The organism is Mesorhizobium sp. WSM3859, assembly GCF_002295065.1.
GTDB lineage: Bacteria > Pseudomonadota > Alphaproteobacteria > Rhizobiales > Rhizobiaceae > Mesorhizobium.
The window spans coordinates 1-16,201 of record NZ_NSGG01000007.1; the positions used below are offsets into that span (position 1 = coordinate 1).

The window sequence follows — 16,201 nt, forward strand, 5'->3', positions numbered from 1 at the left end:
TGTTTCCGGAGGTGAGCGGTCGCCGCGCCACCCTGTCGCCAAGCGTCTTCAGCCCGGTGAAGCGCTGGCCGAATTCGGTGTTGATCAGCGCTTCCAGCGCGACGTCGCGGTCATGCCTGGCAGCGGCCGCCTCGGGTGAGACCGGCCGCAAGGCGCTGATCGTCGCGCGGCGGATGCGGTTGATGCCGGCGATGGCATAGATGATGGCGCCGAGGAAGGGCGAGAGCAGCATCACGCCGACCCATCCGGTTGCGGCGCGCACGTCCTCCTTGGTCATGATCGCATGGACGATGCCCACGGCCGCCATCGCCAGGGACAGGGCGAGAATAAGCGTCGACCAGTGACTCGCTATCGTCTGCAACATCGGCCCGACTATTGAGCGAGGATCAGCGGAAGGCAATGCGGCGGGTGAGTGCGGGACGAAAACAAGTACTTAGCGGGATGACCGGGGGGCGAATGACAACCAACACCGTCTGTGTGCTGATCGTCTTTGACCTGAAGGGATGATGATCATCATCTCTCAAGACGCGAACGTCAGCTTCGCGCCCAAAATCGGTCATTCGAATGCGCCGTTGGAGATCTTAAAAGCGGACGTTTGTTCTGGCCTTGGGGGGAAGTCCGGAAAGGGTGGAAAGCGGACATTGCGCCTACGGCAACGCCGACCTGCATAACAGACGTTTTGCCGTGGCGCCGTTCGCAAAAAGGATGGCGTTCAGGAAACGTTGTGCGCAGCTTTCAGTTCAGTCGGTATTACCCTTCGGCGGTCAACGTCGTCAGCCGTTTAAGCGGAGAACATCATGATTTCACCCTACATAATAAACATTCCTGACGAACGGCTCGCCACGATCAGAGCCAAGGTCGAGGCTTATGACTGGAGCCAGCTGCCGGATGCGGGAGGCTGGTCGGCGGGGGTCGGGGTTGATGACCTCAAGCGACTCGCCGGTTATTGGCGGGACAGCTACGACTGGCGTGCGGTCGAACGGCGCCTCAACGCGCTGCCCAACTTCACGGCCGACGTGGAAGGCGAGCACCTCCACTTCGTTCATGTGAAGGGTGACGGCTCCAAGCCGCCCGTACTGCTTCTCCACGGCTGGCCGGGCTCGTATCTCGAGTTCGAGCGGCTGTTGCAGCCGCTCGCAGCGGACGGGCACGATGTTGTCGTCCCCTCGCTTCCTGGCTTCGCGTTCTCCAACCCGATCACGCGCCCGATCGGCCCGCGGCGGGCTGCTGCGCTCGTGCATGGGCTGATGATCCAACTGTTCGGCGACGCGCGGTATTTCGTTCAAGGGGGCGATTGGGGCCACGGCATCGCGGCCTGGGCAGCGCATGATCGACCGGACGCTCTGCTCGGCATCCATATTAACATGATGACCGTGCGCGCGGAGGATGCCGCTCCGACGACCGACGAGGAGAAGTCCTTCGCCGCCAAGCGGGCCGCGATTGCCGATTGGGAGAGGGCCTACTTTCACGAGCAGGAAACCCGTCCGCAGACGCTTGGCGTCGCGATGGCCGACAGCCCGGTCGGAGCGGCGGGCTGGATACTCGAAAAGTTCGGCAAGTGGGCCGATCTTCCGACAACCGCCGATGGCGCCCCGGACATATGGAGCAAGTTTTCCGAGGAGGAACTCCTCACCAACATCATGCTCTACATCGCGCCGGCATCGTTCGTGACTGCAACCTGGATCTACTACGGCAGCCGGATTGAGGGGTCGCTGATGCTTCCGGCCGGCACCCGCATCCAGGTGCCGACCGGCGTTGCGGCCTTTCCTGATCCGGTGTTCTTGCCGCCGCCGCGCTCGTTCGCGGAGAAAACCTACAACATCGTGCATTGGACCGACATGCCGCGGGGCGGGCATTTCGCCGCGCTGGAAGAGCCGGAACTGATGCTGGCCGACCTGCGAGCCTTTATCGCGACGGTGTCGGGAGCGCGCTTTGGCTGCTTTCGGGACCATGGATTGACTACCTGAACGTCTTCAATTGGGCGCTTCCTGCCATTCGGAAGTGCCCGCCGCGCACGGCAGTTATCCAATCGCCAAGACCCGAAAGCTGACTGTCCGCTCACGGCCCCTTTTCGGTCCTATGGCTGCCCGAGAGGCTTCGCCTCCACCGCCTCGCATTCCGGCAGCCGCACAGGTTTGGCGACCTCTGCCAGCGCCTCGGGCTTGGCGCAAAGCGGGAAGCCGGCGGGCGGCATTGTCTCGATGAAACGACCGCGCTCTGTCTTGCTCAATCTGAATTCATTGACCATGCCCTCGACGGTCAGGTCCGGATACCGTTTGAGGGTTTCCCTGACCGAAGCATTCGTCTCATCGATTCGATCCAGAGCCGCAAAGGAGCTGCTACGCATTACCCATTCCCATTTGCTGTAATTATCGGTCGTCTTGCGCTCCAGCATCTTCAAGGCGTCCTCATAGCGGCCAGCCATAAAATAGGCAGCGGAGTAGAAAGCAGTGGCCCACATCGGGTAATTCGGGTCGAGCCGTATAACTTGGTCGACCAACTGGGCGCCGCGTTCGGATTCGTCGAAGCCTGCCGCAAAGCCGGAATAGAATGTCAGGATTTCGGCCGAACCCGGAGCGAGGCGGAGGGCCGTGTCCAGCTCGACCTTGGCGCGGGCGTTGTCGCCCTTGTCTTTGAGGCTCATGCCAAAAACCGCGTGCGCCTCGGCGTCGCTCGGATCGAGCCGCACCGCGCGTTCGGCTACATCGGCAGCCGCCTTGATCTCGCTCTCCCGATTGATGCCGAAGCCAGCCAATATGTTATGAGCATGATAAAGTTCCACCCAGGCGCGGGCGAACTCCGGATCCAGCTCGACAGCGAGGTTGAGCAGCCTGATGGCCTCCTGCTCATCCGCTACGGTAATCTTTTCAATCCTTTCGGTTCCGAGCAGATAGTAATCATAGACAGTCAAGTTGTCCGGCCGTTTACGCTTCGCTGCAGCCCGTCCCGCTCCCTGAATCAGCCCCACGCCGTTGCCGAGACGGTTGGTGACCTGCTCGGCGATCTCGGTTTGAATGGCGAACACGTCTTCAGCAGGCCGGTCCCATCGCTCCGACCACAGATGGTTGCCGGTTTTTGCATCGATCAACTGCGCGGTGATCCGCAGCCGACTTCCCTGGCGCTGGATCGACCCTTCCAGCACGTAGCCGACGTCGAGCGCACTTGCGACCTGGCGGACATCCAGCGACTTGCCTTTATACGCTTGCGTCGAATTGCGTGCCACGACGTCGAGTTCGGGAAACTGCGCGAGATCGGTGATGATGTCCTCGGTGAGGCCATCGGCCAGACGCCCGGTGACCTCGTCGCCGCCAAAGTTGTTGAAGGGCAGCACCGCGACCGACGGCTTGGCACCCAGAGCAGCTGAATGAAACAACCACCATGTCCCGCCGCCGCTCAGCAGAGCAAAAAGGGCGATGGCCGCCGCCGTCCCACGCCAGCGCGACATCACCTTACGCAAGGTCCAGCGCGGCCGCTTGCCGTCGAGCCTCAGCCGGTACATCCGCACCGGGCGGCTGATATTCTTTACTTGTTGCTCGCCAGCGAAATCGAGCGACCAATCAAGCTTGCCTTGCAGATGGTCAAAGGCTGTGCCCGACACGATCACGCCGCCAGCATCAGCGAGTTGCTGCAATCGCGCGGCGACATTAACGCCATCGCCATAGACATCGCCGTCAACCAGCGCAACGTCGCCCAGATTGACCCCGATGCGGAACACGATGCGCTCAGGCTCAGGCAGACCTTCATTGCGCGCGGCTGCCGCACTTTGGATTTCCGCTGCGCAGGCGACTGCGTCGACCACGCTGTCGAAGGCGACAAGCGCGCCATCGCCCATCAGCTTGATGAGGCGGCCATGGTGCTGGGAGATGGCGGGGTCGAACAGCTCGGCACGAACGGATTTCAACCGCTCAATGGTGCCGGCCTCATCGGCCTCCATCGCTCTTGAGTAACCGACCATATCGGCCGCCAGGATCGCCAGCAGCTTCCGGTTCAATGGAGGGACGATCATCATTCGGCCCCGGACCCAACATGGCTAAAATGGTACACCCAGCGCAGCGCCCTGACGAGGGGCCCACCAAAGTCAGGAGGCCATCCATTAGCCCCGGTGGTCGTAAAGGTCGCTTCTGGTGCAAAACGGTCCGCACGAGGCTGGACACAAGGGTCGGCTTTCTTGCCCAGTCATCCTGAAAGTTGACAGTCGGGTCTCGGCCCTTTGCGGTCATTCGACATCGTTAGTGAACGACGCTAGTGGCATGTAGTGGGCGTTGGGCTTGTACAGCTTATCAAAACTCATCCTCGCCCGGCCGACAGTCTTAGCCATGGCGCAAGGCCGCCAACAAGAGAGGTACACAGGGTCGCAAACTTCGCGTAATTCTCCGCCTAGCCCCACTGCCGAAGCTGCGGCTTACCTTCCGATTTGCGACGCTGCCGACATCAACTCCTGAGTGTTCGGGGCGCCGAATAGGCCGCCATCGAGTACCTCGTTGGAAGTCCAGCGAACGACGCCATCGCGGTCCAGCAAGAACTGACCGACGAGCTGCCCAACGCCGGTGGCCATCATCTGTTGATCCGCTTCTGTGATATCGTAGCCGTCCTTCTTGTTCAGATATTCGAGCGCGGCAAAGGGCTCCATCGGTTCAGGCATCTCGCCCGGCAAGTCGACCCGTATCGACTTCACATCGCTCATCGAAACCTTTTGCGGCCATGCGCTCTCATCTTCGGTGATCTGCATATTCGGCAATCCAAAGGCACGGTGTGAAGTCCGTTCCGGATCGGATGCCGCGAGGAGGCCGAGCATCGGATGGTACCGCAGATAGAGGCGCGCCCGCTCGATGGGCGTGTTGACCACTGTCAGGCTTTCGATGCCCTTTTCGTTGAGGGCTGGGGTGAGTTGCGAAAGCATGGCGATATGGCGCCTACAAAAAGGACAATGGAGACCCCGGTACAGCCCAACCAGCACCGGTTTGTCGCCTCGGAAATCGTCGATGGCGATCTTGCCCTCCCGGGTAATCGCGTCGAGCACGACATTGGGCGCCGTTTCGCCAGGTTGCAGCGGGCCTGTGTTGAGACGTTCTGACATGCTGTTCCCTCCTGCTTGAGCCCATGTGCGGCACATGCATGCTTGGGCATGGTGAAACGGCGGTCGGCCATAGGACAGCGTCAAGGTCGGCGTCGATATCCACTCATAGCACAGAGAAGGCGTTATAGCACTGAGAGGGCGGACGCCAGTTCCCACCAGGGAAACGTTTTCACCAGATGTGTTTCACGAGCAGGGCAGCCTTTGATAGCAAGGTGGCGCCGATCCTGTTTCCGGAGGTGAGCGGTCGCCGCGCCACCCTGTCGCCAAGCGTCTTCAGCCCGGTGAAGCGCTGGCCGAATTCGGTGTTGATCAGCGCTTCCAGCGCGACGTCGCGGTCATGCCTGGCAGCGGCCGCCTCGGGCGAGACCGGCCGCATCGCGCTGATCGTCGCGCGGCGGATGCGGTTGATGCCGGCGATGGCGTAGATGATCGCGCCGAGAAAGGGCGAGAGCAGCATCACGCCCACCCAGCCGGTGGCGGCGCGCACGTCCTCTTTGGTCATGATGGCATGCACGACGCCGACCGCCGCCATCGCCAGCGAGAGGATCAGGATAAGCGTCGACCAGTGACTCGCAATCGCCTCGAACATCGGCCCGACTATTGTGCGAGCCGGCGCGGAAGGCAATGCGGACGGTCTTCGTCAGGCTTTGGACTTTTTCCTAGGTATCAGCGGTATGTGGGACTACGATAGGGGTCAACGGGGGGTGTGCGATGACGGACGTCTCGATACGCCGGGCGGACTTCATGATGGTCCTTGCCTATGCCTCGGACCTCGCCACCGGCCATTCGCGCGATTTCGCGCTGAAATCCTGCGTGCTCGCAATGCGGATCGCCGAGCTTGCCGGCGTTTCGGAGCAGGTTCGGCGCAATGCCTATCACCAGTCCATGCTGCGCTATGTCGGCTGCAACGCCGACACCGACCTTCTCTCGGGCCTCTTCGGCGACGAAATCGCGCTTCGTCAGGATCTTGTCGGGCTCGACATGGGTAACCGTGCGGAACTGGGCAGGGTCTTCGTGCAGGCCTTCAAGCGGTTCTATTATGATCTCGAGCCTGACGCGCAGTCCAAGGCCGTCGAGGCCGCGATGTCGCAAGCGCTCGCCGTGGCGCGTCCGGTTCTGACGGCCCATTGTGAGGTGGCGCAGCGGATCGGCGAACGACTCGGCCTGTCTGACGAGATTCGGCGAAATCTGGGACAAATCTACGAACGTTGGGACGGCAAGGGCCTGCCGCGTGGCTTGAGCGGCGAGGATGTCCTGCCGGCGGTGCGCCTGATCACGCTGGCGCAGGATGCGATTGCGCTCAGCGATGCGGTCGGCATCGACGCGATGGCCGAAACCATCGCCAGTCGTGCCGACGGCCCGTACGAGGCCGATCTGGCGCGGCTCGTCTCGGCCAACGCGGCGACGCTGATGCGGGGTATCGGCGCCACGGTCGATCGCGAGACGATCCTGGCGCTGGAGCCCGATCCGCCGGTGACCCTGGACGAGGGGGCTTGCGGCGAGGCGTTCCTCGCCATCGCCGACATGATCGACATGCGCATGCCGTTTACGCAGGGGCATTCGCGGATGGTGTCGGAGCTGGCCGCGGGTGCCGGGAAACGGATCGGCTTGCCTGATCCTGACGTCCGCGCGCTGCGCTGGTCAGGCTGCATCCATGACATCGGCGAACTCGTGGTGCCGGTGGCGACCTGGATGCGCAACGGCCCGCTGTCGGTGCGCGAGCGCGACGCCGCGCAACTCCATGCCTATTACGGCGAGCGGGCGCTGGCTTCCTTCGGCCATGACGGCGAGGCGATGGGCGCGCTCGTGCTGCGTCATCACGAACGCCTGGTGGTTCGGGATATCACCGCAAGGTTGGCGGTTCCGACCTGTCTCCGGCAGCCAGGATCCTGGCCGCCGCCGAGGCATTCCAGACGTCGCGCGAGGAGCGTCCGCATCGCAAGGCGCTTTCCAGCGAGGCGGCGGCGGCACAGCTGCGCGCGGCTGTTCGCGACGGCTGTATCTGCCCGGAGGCCGCCGAGGCCGTGCTGTCGTTCGCCGGGCAGCAGTCGCGCCGGGCCTTGCCGCAGGCATTGGCCGGCATGACGCCGCGCGAAATCGAGGTGCTGCGCCTCATCGCCGCCGGCCTGACCGCGAAAGGAAACGGCTCGCAGGCTCGGTATCTCGCCCAAGACCGCCGACCACCATATCCAGAGCGTTTACTCCAAGATCGGCGTTGGAACCCGCGCCGCCGCCGCGCTCTACGCGGTCGAGCACGGCCTTGTCCGGCCAGGCGAGATGCCGGGATAGGGAATCCACCCCATGTGCGCCCGCAGCGAGGGGCGCATCGTGATCCTGTCGATGGACCAATGGTGGCCACGACCGACAGGAGGAAATCCGATGCTTCTTGCAACGACCAAGGTGGCGGACGTCGACCACTTCATCCGTATCTTTTCAACCAAGGGCGCCGACAAGCGCCGGCTGCACGGCTCGAACGGCGCAACCGTGTTCCGCGACCCGAGCGAACCCGACCGCGTCTGGGCGATCTTCGACTGGGACGCCGAGGGCTGGAAGAATTTCGTGTCTGACCCGGAGGTGCCGGCGATTCTGCAGGAAGCCGGTCATATCGGCAAGCCGCAGGCGGCACTGCTGCTTGGCCACTACGAAGCTTGACGTCCACGCCGCGCGTCGCCTGCCGTCGGCGTCGCGTCCGACAAAATCCAGAAGACGAACCCCATAATCGGAGAATTCAGATGGATCCGAAGCCCATCAAGATCGGCCTCATCGCCGAGCTGACAGGCCCATTGTCCTTCATGGGCATCGCGAATGCGAACCTCACCACCATGCTCGTCGACGACATCAATGCCAAAGGTGGCCTGCTCGGCCGGCCGGTGGAACTCGTCATCGAGGATGGCGAGACTACAGACAGTGTCGCCAAGGCAAAGGCCGCGAAACTGGTCGACGTCGACAAGGTCGATGTGGTTGTCGGCGGCATCTACAGTTCGACCCGCCTGGCCATAAAGAGCGAGGCGGTTACCCGGGGCAGGACGCTCTACATCTATACCGAACAGTATGAGGGACAGGAAAACGATCCCCTGATCTTCTGCACGGGCCCCGTGCCCGCGCAGCAGGTCGAGCCTCTGATCCCATGGCTTATGGAGTCCACCGGAGCCAGGAAATTCTATTTGCCGTCGGCCGATTACATCTGGCCGCATTTGCTGAACAAAGCCGCGAGCCGGGCTGTGCGCGCCAACGGCGGCGAGATCGTCGGCGAGGAGTATTTTCCGCTGGACACCGTCGATTTCCGGCGCACGGTGCAGCAGATCATGGCGAGCGGCACCGACGTGGTTTTCAACACCATCGTCCCGCCGGGCCTGACACCGTTTCTCGAAGAATTGCATCGGGCTGGTTTCGGCAAACGCGGCGGCAGGATCGTCTGCACTTATTTCGACGAGAACTTCTTCAATCTGGTGCCGTCCGAGCAGATCGAGGGTCTCTACAGCTGCCTCGACTACTACCAGGAACTCGACGAGCCGTTCGGCCGCGCGCTCTTGCGCCGCTACAGCGAACGGTTCCCAGGCGGCGCCACCTTGACTGCGGGCAGCGGGTGCACCGGCCACTACCGGGCAATCAAGATGTGGGAAGCGGCGGTGAAGGAAGCGGGCAGCGTCGAGCGCGACGCGGTCATCCGGGCACTCGACCACGCCCGGATCAGCGAAAGCCCTGGCGGTCCGGCCGAGATGGTTCCCGGACAGCACCATGTTCGGATGAACATGTACATCGCGCAGGCGCAGAGCGATCGGTTCCGGGTCGTGAAGAATTTAGGCCCGGTCGATCCCAACGAGAGCGTGCTTCCAGAGGAACTAAGCAACGTGGGGTAACCAGCGACCGTTGACAGTTTTTCTTCCAATGGCGGGGGCAGCCGAACGGCGCCTCCGTCCTGTCATCCATCTTGGCCAGCAACGATGCGCCAGACATGCTCGTCATCATGGCTGCTATAGGCGCTATCACCGCGAAGGTCGGTGTCGCGGCGAGCGGAACAGTCGGCTAATCGCCGGCCTGGGGTTTTCGAAAGAAGCCCGACAGAATATTCGGACCCGATTCTCCGGGGCGCAGCCTGATTCCGTCCTCGAAGCAGTTCAGCGTCACGCATTGAAAGCCGTTGGCCGCGAGCAGCGCCACCAGCGAGTCACGGTCGAAATGGTGCAGGTGCTCGTTGGGTAGGCGCATGCGCCAGGTTCGGAACCATGCGTCGCCGTCGGCGCCGAGCTCACGCCAGCGGCAATAAGGGACGGCGACGGCCAGGTGCCGGGTCTTAAGGCGGCCGAGGAAACTGAGATCCGGGATGTGTTCGAGCACGTCGAACATGGCGACGAGATCCCATGTGCCGGCGAGTGCCTCATCCCAATCGACAAAGCGGACACCCTGGGGCAGCGGAAACTCGGCGATGTCGCAGCCGGCGCAATCGGCGACGCCTGTTATCTTCGCGGCTTCGATGAATGTGCCGGTGCCATACCCGATTTCCAGCACCGAGCGCGGAATTTCACCGGTGATGCCAAGCACCCAGCCAAGCCGCTGATAGCCGAGCTTGATGGTCCGGTCGCTCAGGTCCTCGTAATAGGAAATGTATTTCTTGTCGTATTTGATCGGCGTGAAGTCGATCTGGTGGATCACGCCGAATTCGTCCGCCTCATAGTTATCCAGCATTCAGACGCCGCCTCCGCATGCCGAATTCTCTACATGGCAGAGCTAAACGCAACGTAACGGGAACGCTGAGCGCTTGCGTCAAATCGCGCTGGTGCGCCTTGCCACCAGCCGCAGCCATGGCGCCAGATGGAAGCCGGCCATCAACAGATACATTGGCGTCATGCCGCCGAGCACCGGGGCGCCCGACATGCACATCATGTCGTGGCCGTCATAGGCAGCCGTCAGCAGCGCCATCGCTGCGAAGGTCGGGGCGGCGGCGAGGCAAAGCCAGTCGGCAAGGCCGAAGCCGCTCAAGCCGGTTGGGCGAGGGGCGGAATTGTCGATGCTCATGGTATTCACCTTCCCAAAGTGGTCGGGATTTCAGATGTTCGGAAGGATATCGAGATCGGCTCCGGCGGCGTGCGGGCCGCCGCCGGAGTCGCTTCAGGCTCAGGCGCTCTTGTTGCGGAACGCCGCTTCACCGGCATCCGACACCTCGACCCATCTCTGATCGGGGGCGGCGCCCGCTTCGTAATTGTCGTGCCAGTTCCACCATTTGTAGGTCTGGGTCTGCGGATAGCCTTCGGGCGAATCCTCCCACACTTCCTGGCGGCCCAGCGGCGTGACGTCGAGATAGCTCCACACGGTGCCGAAGGCCTCGTCGCCGCGGTTGTTGACGAAATAGGTGCGGAAGATGCGCTTGCCGTCATGGATGAAGACGTTGTGGCCGTGCCATTCGTCGACGCCGAAATCCTTATCCCAGCTGTCGGTGATGGTGTACCAGGGCATTTTCCAGTCCATCCGCTGCTTCAGCCGCTGGATGTCGGCCTGCGGCGCGCGCGAGGCATAGGCAAGCGTGGTGTCGCGGGCGTTGAGATGGGCGAGGTTGCCGACCATGTCGGCGCCGAGCGAGCAGCCGCGGCAGGCATGTTCCGGCCAGCCATAGACGCCCGGCTCGAAGAAGGCGCGGTAGATGACGAGCTGGCGGCGGCCTTCGAAGAGATCGAGCAGGCTCGCCTTGCCGTTCGGGCCTTCGAACACATAGTCCTTCGTGACTTCCATCCACGGCATGCGGCGGCGTTCGGCGGCCAAAGCATCGCGGGCGCGGGTCAGGGTCTTTTCCTTGACGAGCATCTCTTCATAGGCGCCTTCCCACGCTTCCTGCGAAACGACCGGCGGTGTCTTCATGTGTTGGGTCATTGCTCTTGTCCCGTTCTTGGGTTTGGTTGGGGGTGACAGGGACAGACATAGGGCCGCATGGTTCGATGGTGAGAGTTACAAGTGTGACGCGATTTGCTGCAGCGAGCCCTGAGGCGGCGGCATGGACTCGCTGATCAACGCCGCCGGGCGCGCGCTTGCCGCGGGCGATCCGCTCGGCGCCTTGAAGCGCGTGGCGCTGCGCGACGACGCGCCGGCGCTGGCGCTGCGCGGCATCGCGATGGCGCAGCTCGGCGACTTCGCCAAGGCTAAGGCGTTGCTGAAGGACGCCGCCCGCGCCTTCAGTTCGAGGGAGATCGTCGCCCGCGCGCGCTGCGTCGTCGCCGAGGCCGAGATCGCGCTCGTCTCGCGCGACCTCGGCTGGCCGGAGAAGGCCTTGCGATCCGCACGCGCCACTCTTGCCGCGCATGGCGACCGGCTGAATGCCGCCTATGCCGGCAGCCTCGAGGCGCGCCGTCTCATCCTGATCGGCCGGCTCGACGAGGCCGAGCGGCTGCTTTCGGACTTCGATCCGGCGCCGCTGCCGCCGGTCGCGCGCGTCGCGCATGAGCTCGCCGCGGCCGGCATCGCGGTCAGGCGTCTGAGGACAAAGGCGGCGCGCTCGGCATTCGGCCGGGCATCGCTGGCCGCTTACGAAGCCAACATCCCGGCCTTGAAGGCGGAGGTCGAAGCGGCATCCCTGGTCCTGAACACGCCGATCGGCCGACTGATCGCGCGTGGGACAGAGAAAGAGCTGTTGCTCGACGAGGTCGAAGCGTTGCTGACCTCGGGTGCGCTCGTCGTCGATGCTTCGCGCAACGTCGTCCGGGTGGCCGACGCGGTCGTTTCGCTGGCGACGCGGCCCGTGCTGTTCGCGCTGGCGCGCACGCTTGCCGAGACATGGCCGGCGGATGCCTCGCGCGAGACGCTGCTGAGGCGCGCCTTCCGGGCAAGACACGCTGATGAATCGCATCGCGCGCGGCTGAGGGTCGAGATGGGACGGCTCCGCGCCGAGCTCGCCGGGGTGGCCGAGATCAATGCTACGGCAGCCGGGTTTGCGTTGACGCCCTTAAAGGCCGCCGAGGTCGTCGTGCTGGCGCCGCCGGTCGAAGACGAACATGGCGCGGTGCTTGCCTTTCTGACCGATGGCGAGGCCTGGTCCAGCTCGGCGCTGGCGATCGCGCTCGGCGCCAGCGCGCGCACCGTGCAGCGGGCGCTGGAAGAGCTGTCGACGCAGAATAAGGTGCAGGCGGTCGGTCGTGGTAGGGCGCGCCGCTGGATGATGCCGCCGGTGACTGGATTCCCGACTGTGTTGTTACTCCCGGGTCCGCTGCCGACCGACTAGTCTGGGGTCGTTGTTCGAATGGAGGTCGAAAATGAAAAGAGCCGCTGCCGAGATCCTGCGTGAATACGGACCGTTCCCCGGCATCGACCGCGTCAACGGCGTTACCTATGACGGCGAACATGTCTGGTTCGCCAGCGGCGACAAGCTGAACGCGCTCGATCCCGACAGCGGCAAGATCGTGCGTTCGATCGATGTCGCCTCGCATGCCGGTACTGCCTTCGACGGCGAGTATCTCTACCAGATTGCCGAGGATCGCATCCACAAGGTCGACCCGAAGATCGGCAAGGTCGTCGCCACCATTCCGGCCCCCGGCAATGGCGGCGATTCAGGCATGGCCTGGGCCGAGGGTTCGCTCTGGGTCGGCGAATATCGGGCGCACAAGATCCATCAGATCGATCCTGAAACGGGCAAGGTGATCCGCACCATCGAATCGAAGCGCGTCGTCACCGGCGTCACCTGGGTCGACGGCGAGCTCTGGCATGCCACCTGGGAGGGCGAGGAGGGCGACCTGGTGCGCGTCGATCCCGCCACCGGTGACGTGCTGCAGGAACTGGCGATGCCCTCCGGCGTCTCGGGGCTGGAATCCGACGGCGGCGGCTGCTTCTTCTGTGGTGGCGGCAGCAGCGGCAAGATTAAGGCAGCAAAGCGTCCGGGACACGGCGGCAAGTAACGGACTGATGGAGGGGCGGCCCGATCAGGCCGCTTCGCGCGCTGGCCGTGGCATGCCCTTGTCGGCGACCTTTGCAGCGTTTGGCCCATCGACATGCGCCCAGGCCGGCCGCTCGAACAGGAAGGCGCCGAAGCCGATGCGCTTGACGATGAAGTAGAGCACCACCGGGCTGACGACCGAGACAAGCAGCACCGCAAGGCTCAGCATGCCGGTGTCGGTCAGGAGGCCGCTCGCCAGCATGACACCGCGGAAGATCGACATCGGGATGGTGAAGGCGACATAGACCACCAGCGAATGCTCGCCGAGCCAGCGCAGCCATTCCATCGAGGCGAATTTCGACAGGAAGCCGCCGGCAACGCAGAGCGCCACCGCGCCGGCGACTGCCAGCGTAAGATGCAGCGGCGGCCATGCCGCCAGGCCCATCTGCATGCCGACCGGTTGCATTGCGTAGCCCGGCGAATAGACGAGCAGGCCGTTGACGAGCGCCCAAGCAAGCAGGCTAGCCACGGCGATCGCCGGCCGCGACTGCGTCCATTCCACCAGCCGGAAGATCAGCGGCGCGAGCACAAAGCCGAGATAGAAGAACACGAAATAGGCCGCGAACTGCTCGAGTGCGTAGCTGTCCGGCTGCGGCGCCCACATCTGCAGCGCGGCGGCAGCCAAAATGATGATCCAGTGCGGCACTCTGAATTCGCGCAGGACGCGGATGACGATCCCGAAGACCGCCAGCATGTAGATGAACCACAAGACGCCATAGGGCTGGACGACGGCCATTGCGAGGTCGTGCAGCATGCCGGCGGGATCGCGGCTGAAGATGCCGATCTTCAGCCCGATCGAGATAAGCGCCCACAGCACATAGAAATACAGATAGTGGACGACGCGGCGGTCGACATAACGCCGCCACGGCCGGTCGATCACCTGCGACAGGAACAGGCCCGAGATCAGGAAGAATTCCGGCATACGGAAGGGCGTCGCGAAGCCGATGACATAATGCAGGAAGCCGACGCCGCCGGTGTACTCACCGGTGTTGTAGGCCGAATACATCATCACCACCAGGATGATGGAAAGGCCTTTTGCCGTGTCCACCCACGGCATGCGGTTGGGGCTGGTCATGCGCGATCTCGAGGATAATTCAACTGCCGAGATTGTAGCGGACCGGCGAATGCCCCGCAGCAACAAGCTTACGATATCGTAAACGGAAACCTTGTTCGGGGCCTGCGTTAACCATCGCCTTGCGGAGACTGGACGGCTGCACGCGTCTGGCGCATCGCTATCGCGACGATCGCGCCCGACAGGAACGTCAGCGCCGCGATGGCCGCGATCGCCGCGGCGAAGCCGAAGAAGTCGGCGATGAGACCCGCCGACAGCGCACCGATCGCGTAGCCGAGATCGCGCCAGAAGCGGTAGACGCTGAGCGAGCGCGCCCGCCAGGAGGGATGAGAGGCGTCCGACACCGCCGCGATCAGGCTTGGGTAGACCATCGCCGTGCCGAGGCCGAGCAGCAGGCTCGCCACCAGCCACCAGCCGAAATCGCGCGTCATGGCGGTCAAGAGAAGCCCCACCGCCTGCACCCACATGCCGGCGACGATCAGGCCTTTGCGGCCCCAGCGGTCGCTCAACGGGCCGGTCGCGACCTGCAGGATGCCCCAGACCGCAGGATAGACCGCCTTGAGGATGCCGATGCGCTCGATGCCGAGCCCGTTGGCGACGAAGAAGAGCGGGAACAGCCCCCAGGTCATGCCGTCATTCAGATTGTTCACCAGGCCGGCTTGTGAAGCGGCGAACAGGTTGCGGTCCCCGAACGAGGTCAGCATGAAGATCTCGCGGAAGCTGAGCGGTGAAGCCTGTTTTGGGTGGTTGGCCAGTTCCAGCCGCACATGCTCGCGCGTGTCGCGCACGAGCAGGATGGACAACGTCGCACCCAGGATCGCGTAGCCGACTCCGAGATAGATCGGCACCGGCCGCAGCCCGTAGCGGCTGGCGAGATAGCCGGTGAGGAAGGCGGTGACGCCGACAGCGAGGTAGCCGGCGAACTCGTTGAGGCCAACGGCCAGTCCGCGCGATTTCGGCCCGACCAGATCGACCTTCATGATTACCGTCATCGACCAGGCGAAACCCTGGTTGATACCGAGCAGCGCGTTGGCGGCGACGATCCAGCCCCAGCTCGGGGCCCAGATGATGATGAAGGGCACTGGCAGCCCGAACAGCCAGCCGAGGATCAGCACGCGCTTGCGGCCCCATATGTCGGCAAGCTGGCCGGAAACGAGATTGGCGCAGGCCTTGACCACGCCGAAGCTGACGATGAAGGAGGTGACGAGCGTGGTGGATGCGACGCCGAATTCCTCAGCGCCGATCAGCGGTACGACGGTCCGCTCGATGCCGACCATGCCGCCGACAAAAGCATTGATCAGCACCAGCAGCGAAAACTGCTTCCAGTTGGCCTTGAGGCCGAGCGCGACGGCGGGCCCCGCTGCGTTCAAGGTTCCGCCCCGGCGTTGACGGCCCGGGTCCGGGCGGCCTCCGGCGGCGGGGCAGGGATGTCTGCGGTCATGGCGGCGATGAACTCGCCTTCGTCCTCGATGCGGAACGCCTTGTTGAAACGCCGCTCGAAACCGATGGTCGATGTCGGCTTGCCGCTCAGCGAACGCCCGCAGACCGAGCCCGAATAGGCGCCGGGCAGCACCTCGATATGATCCGGCAATTCCTTCAGCCGGCGCACGCTGGTAAAAAGCGCGCGCGCTCCGTCCTCGGCGCTGGAAGCGAGCTCTGTGCGGCCGAGATCGCCGACCATCAGCGTGTGCCCGGTGAGCACGAACCAGGGTTCGGCCGACCGTGTCCGGTCGGTGACGAGAAGGCTCAGATGCTCCGGCGTGTGACCCGGCGTGTGCATCACCGTTGCCGTGACATTGCCGAGCCCGAGCCCCTCGCCGTCCTTGACGCGCCGGAACGGGAAGCCTGCTTCGGCGCCTTCGAACAGCACGTATTCGGCGCCGGTCGCCTCGGCGACCGCGCGTCCCGCCGAGATGTGGTCGGCATGAATATGCGTGTCGACAACATAGAGGATGCGCATACCGGTCGCGCGCGCCGCCTCGACATAGGGCGCGATGTCGCCGACCGGATCGACGACCGCCGCGGACGCCTTGCCGCCGCAGCCGAACAGATAGGAAGCGGCGACCGGATCGGTGTGCAGGAACTGCCTGAGAATCATCGCTTTCTCCTCCGAGCGAGCAACTGAGCGGCGCGCAAG

14 protein-coding genes and 3 pseudogenes are annotated in these 16,201 nt (G+C 63.8%); 7 read left to right on the top strand and 10 right to left on the bottom strand.

Going from position 1 to position 16,201, the window contains the following annotated elements:
* Positions 1 to 364, bottom strand: a 364-nt coding sequence (locus CK230_RS16270) for a PLDc N-terminal domain-containing protein (protein WP_176480120.1), incomplete at its 3' end; no start/stop codon positions are given.
* A 433-nt stretch (positions 365 to 797) separates the two neighbouring features.
* On the opposite strand from CK230_RS16270, the gene CK230_RS16275 reads away from it, so the two are divergent.
* Positions 798 to 1,967: an epoxide hydrolase family protein gene (locus tag CK230_RS16275; RefSeq protein ID WP_095818177.1), complete on the top strand. Its 1,170-nt coding sequence runs from the start codon at positions 798 to 800 to the stop codon at positions 1,965 to 1,967.
* Positions 1,968 to 2,077: 110 nt separating this feature from the next.
* On the opposite strand, the gene CK230_RS16280 is transcribed toward CK230_RS16275, so the two are convergent.
* The 3 genes from CK230_RS16280 to CK230_RS16290 all read right to left on the bottom strand — a co-directional run bounded on the left by CK230_RS16280 (position 2,078) and on the right by CK230_RS16290 (position 5,666).
* Positions 2,078 to 4,006 (bottom strand): adenylate/guanylate cyclase domain-containing protein, encoded by a 1,929-nt coding sequence (locus CK230_RS16280; protein ID WP_095818443.1) that lies wholly within the window; start codon positions 4,004 to 4,006, stop codon positions 2,078 to 2,080.
* 396 nt (positions 4,007 to 4,402) lie between these two features.
* The gene (locus CK230_RS16285; protein WP_095818178.1) at positions 4,403 to 5,077 is read right to left on the bottom strand and encodes a peroxiredoxin-like family protein; all 675 of its coding nucleotides are present in this window, start codon (positions 5,075 to 5,077) and stop codon (positions 4,403 to 4,405) included.
* Positions 5,078 to 5,246: 169 nt separating this feature from the next.
* Positions 5,247 to 5,666 carry a PLDc N-terminal domain-containing protein gene (locus CK230_RS16290; RefSeq protein WP_095818179.1) on the bottom strand — a complete coding sequence of 140 codons (420 nt, stop codon included), beginning with the start codon at positions 5,664 to 5,666 and terminating at the stop codon, positions 5,247 to 5,249.
* 494 nt (positions 5,667 to 6,160) lie between these two features.
* Here CK230_RS16290 and CK230_RS34100 point away from each other — a divergent pair.
* From CK230_RS34100 to CK230_RS16305, 4 genes and pseudogenes are all read left to right on the top strand, one after another.
* A pseudogene (locus CK230_RS34100) lies at positions 6,161 to 6,904 on the top strand (HD domain-containing phosphohydrolase); the annotation flags it as partial.
* Between the two features lie 321 nt (positions 6,905 to 7,225).
* Positions 7,226 to 7,366, top strand: a pseudogene (locus CK230_RS33615) (hypothetical protein); the annotation flags it as partial.
* A gap of 90 nt (positions 7,367 to 7,456) precedes the next feature.
* Positions 7,457 to 7,729 (top strand): hypothetical protein, encoded by a 273-nt coding sequence (locus CK230_RS16300; RefSeq protein WP_095818180.1) that lies wholly within the window; start codon positions 7,457 to 7,459, stop codon positions 7,727 to 7,729.
* The gene (locus tag CK230_RS16305; RefSeq protein ID WP_245429947.1) at positions 7,726 to 8,937 is read left to right on the top strand and encodes a substrate-binding protein; all 1,212 of its coding nucleotides are present in this window, start codon (positions 7,726 to 7,728) and stop codon (positions 8,935 to 8,937) included. The genes CK230_RS16300 and CK230_RS16305 overlap by 4 nt, the downstream gene beginning before the upstream one ends.
* 166 nt (positions 8,938 to 9,103) lie before the next feature.
* Here the strand turns inward: CK230_RS16305 and CK230_RS16310 are convergent, their stop codons facing one another.
* The 3 genes and pseudogenes from CK230_RS16310 to CK230_RS16320 form a co-directional block, all read right to left on the bottom strand.
* Positions 9,104 to 9,763: a class I SAM-dependent methyltransferase gene (locus CK230_RS16310; protein ID WP_095818182.1), complete on the bottom strand. Its 660-nt coding sequence runs from the start codon at positions 9,761 to 9,763 to the stop codon at positions 9,104 to 9,106.
* A 78-nt stretch (positions 9,764 to 9,841) separates the two neighbouring features.
* Positions 9,842 to 10,039 (bottom strand): annotated as a pseudogene (locus CK230_RS16315) (hypothetical protein); the annotation flags it as partial.
* Positions 10,040 to 10,192: 153 nt separating this feature from the next.
* On the bottom strand, positions 10,193 to 10,942 hold the full coding sequence (locus CK230_RS16320; RefSeq protein ID WP_095818184.1) for a DUF899 family protein: 750 nt from the start codon (positions 10,940 to 10,942) through the stop codon (positions 10,193 to 10,195).
* A 121-nt stretch (positions 10,943 to 11,063) separates the two neighbouring features.
* On the opposite strand from CK230_RS16320, the gene CK230_RS16325 reads away from it, so the two are divergent.
* Both CK230_RS16325 and CK230_RS16330 read left to right on the top strand, forming a co-directional pair.
* Entirely contained in the window at positions 11,064 to 12,284 is a 1,221-nt protein-coding gene (locus CK230_RS16325; protein ID WP_095818185.1) for a helix-turn-helix domain-containing protein, read from the top strand.
* Positions 12,285 to 12,315: 31 nt separating this feature from the next.
* A complete protein-coding gene (locus CK230_RS16330) occupies positions 12,316 to 12,954 on the top strand; it encodes a DUF5074 domain-containing protein (protein WP_095818186.1) in 639 nt (212 codons plus the stop codon).
* Positions 12,955 to 12,978: 24 nt separating this feature from the next.
* Here the strand turns inward: CK230_RS16330 and CK230_RS16335 are convergent, their stop codons facing one another.
* From CK230_RS16335 to CK230_RS16345, 3 genes are all read right to left on the bottom strand, one after another.
* Positions 12,979 to 14,067 (bottom strand): acyltransferase family protein, encoded by a 1,089-nt coding sequence (locus tag CK230_RS16335; RefSeq protein WP_095818187.1) that lies wholly within the window; start codon positions 14,065 to 14,067, stop codon positions 12,979 to 12,981.
* 107 nt (positions 14,068 to 14,174) lie between these two features.
* A complete protein-coding gene (locus tag CK230_RS16340) occupies positions 14,175 to 15,434 on the bottom strand; it encodes an MFS transporter (protein WP_095818188.1) in 1,260 nt (419 codons plus the stop codon).
* On the bottom strand, positions 15,431 to 16,162 hold the full coding sequence (locus tag CK230_RS16345; RefSeq protein WP_095818189.1) for an MBL fold metallo-hydrolase: 732 nt from the start codon (positions 16,160 to 16,162) through the stop codon (positions 15,431 to 15,433). The genes CK230_RS16340 and CK230_RS16345 overlap by 4 nt, the downstream gene beginning before the upstream one ends.
* Between the last annotated feature and the right edge of the window lie 39 nt (positions 16,163 to 16,201).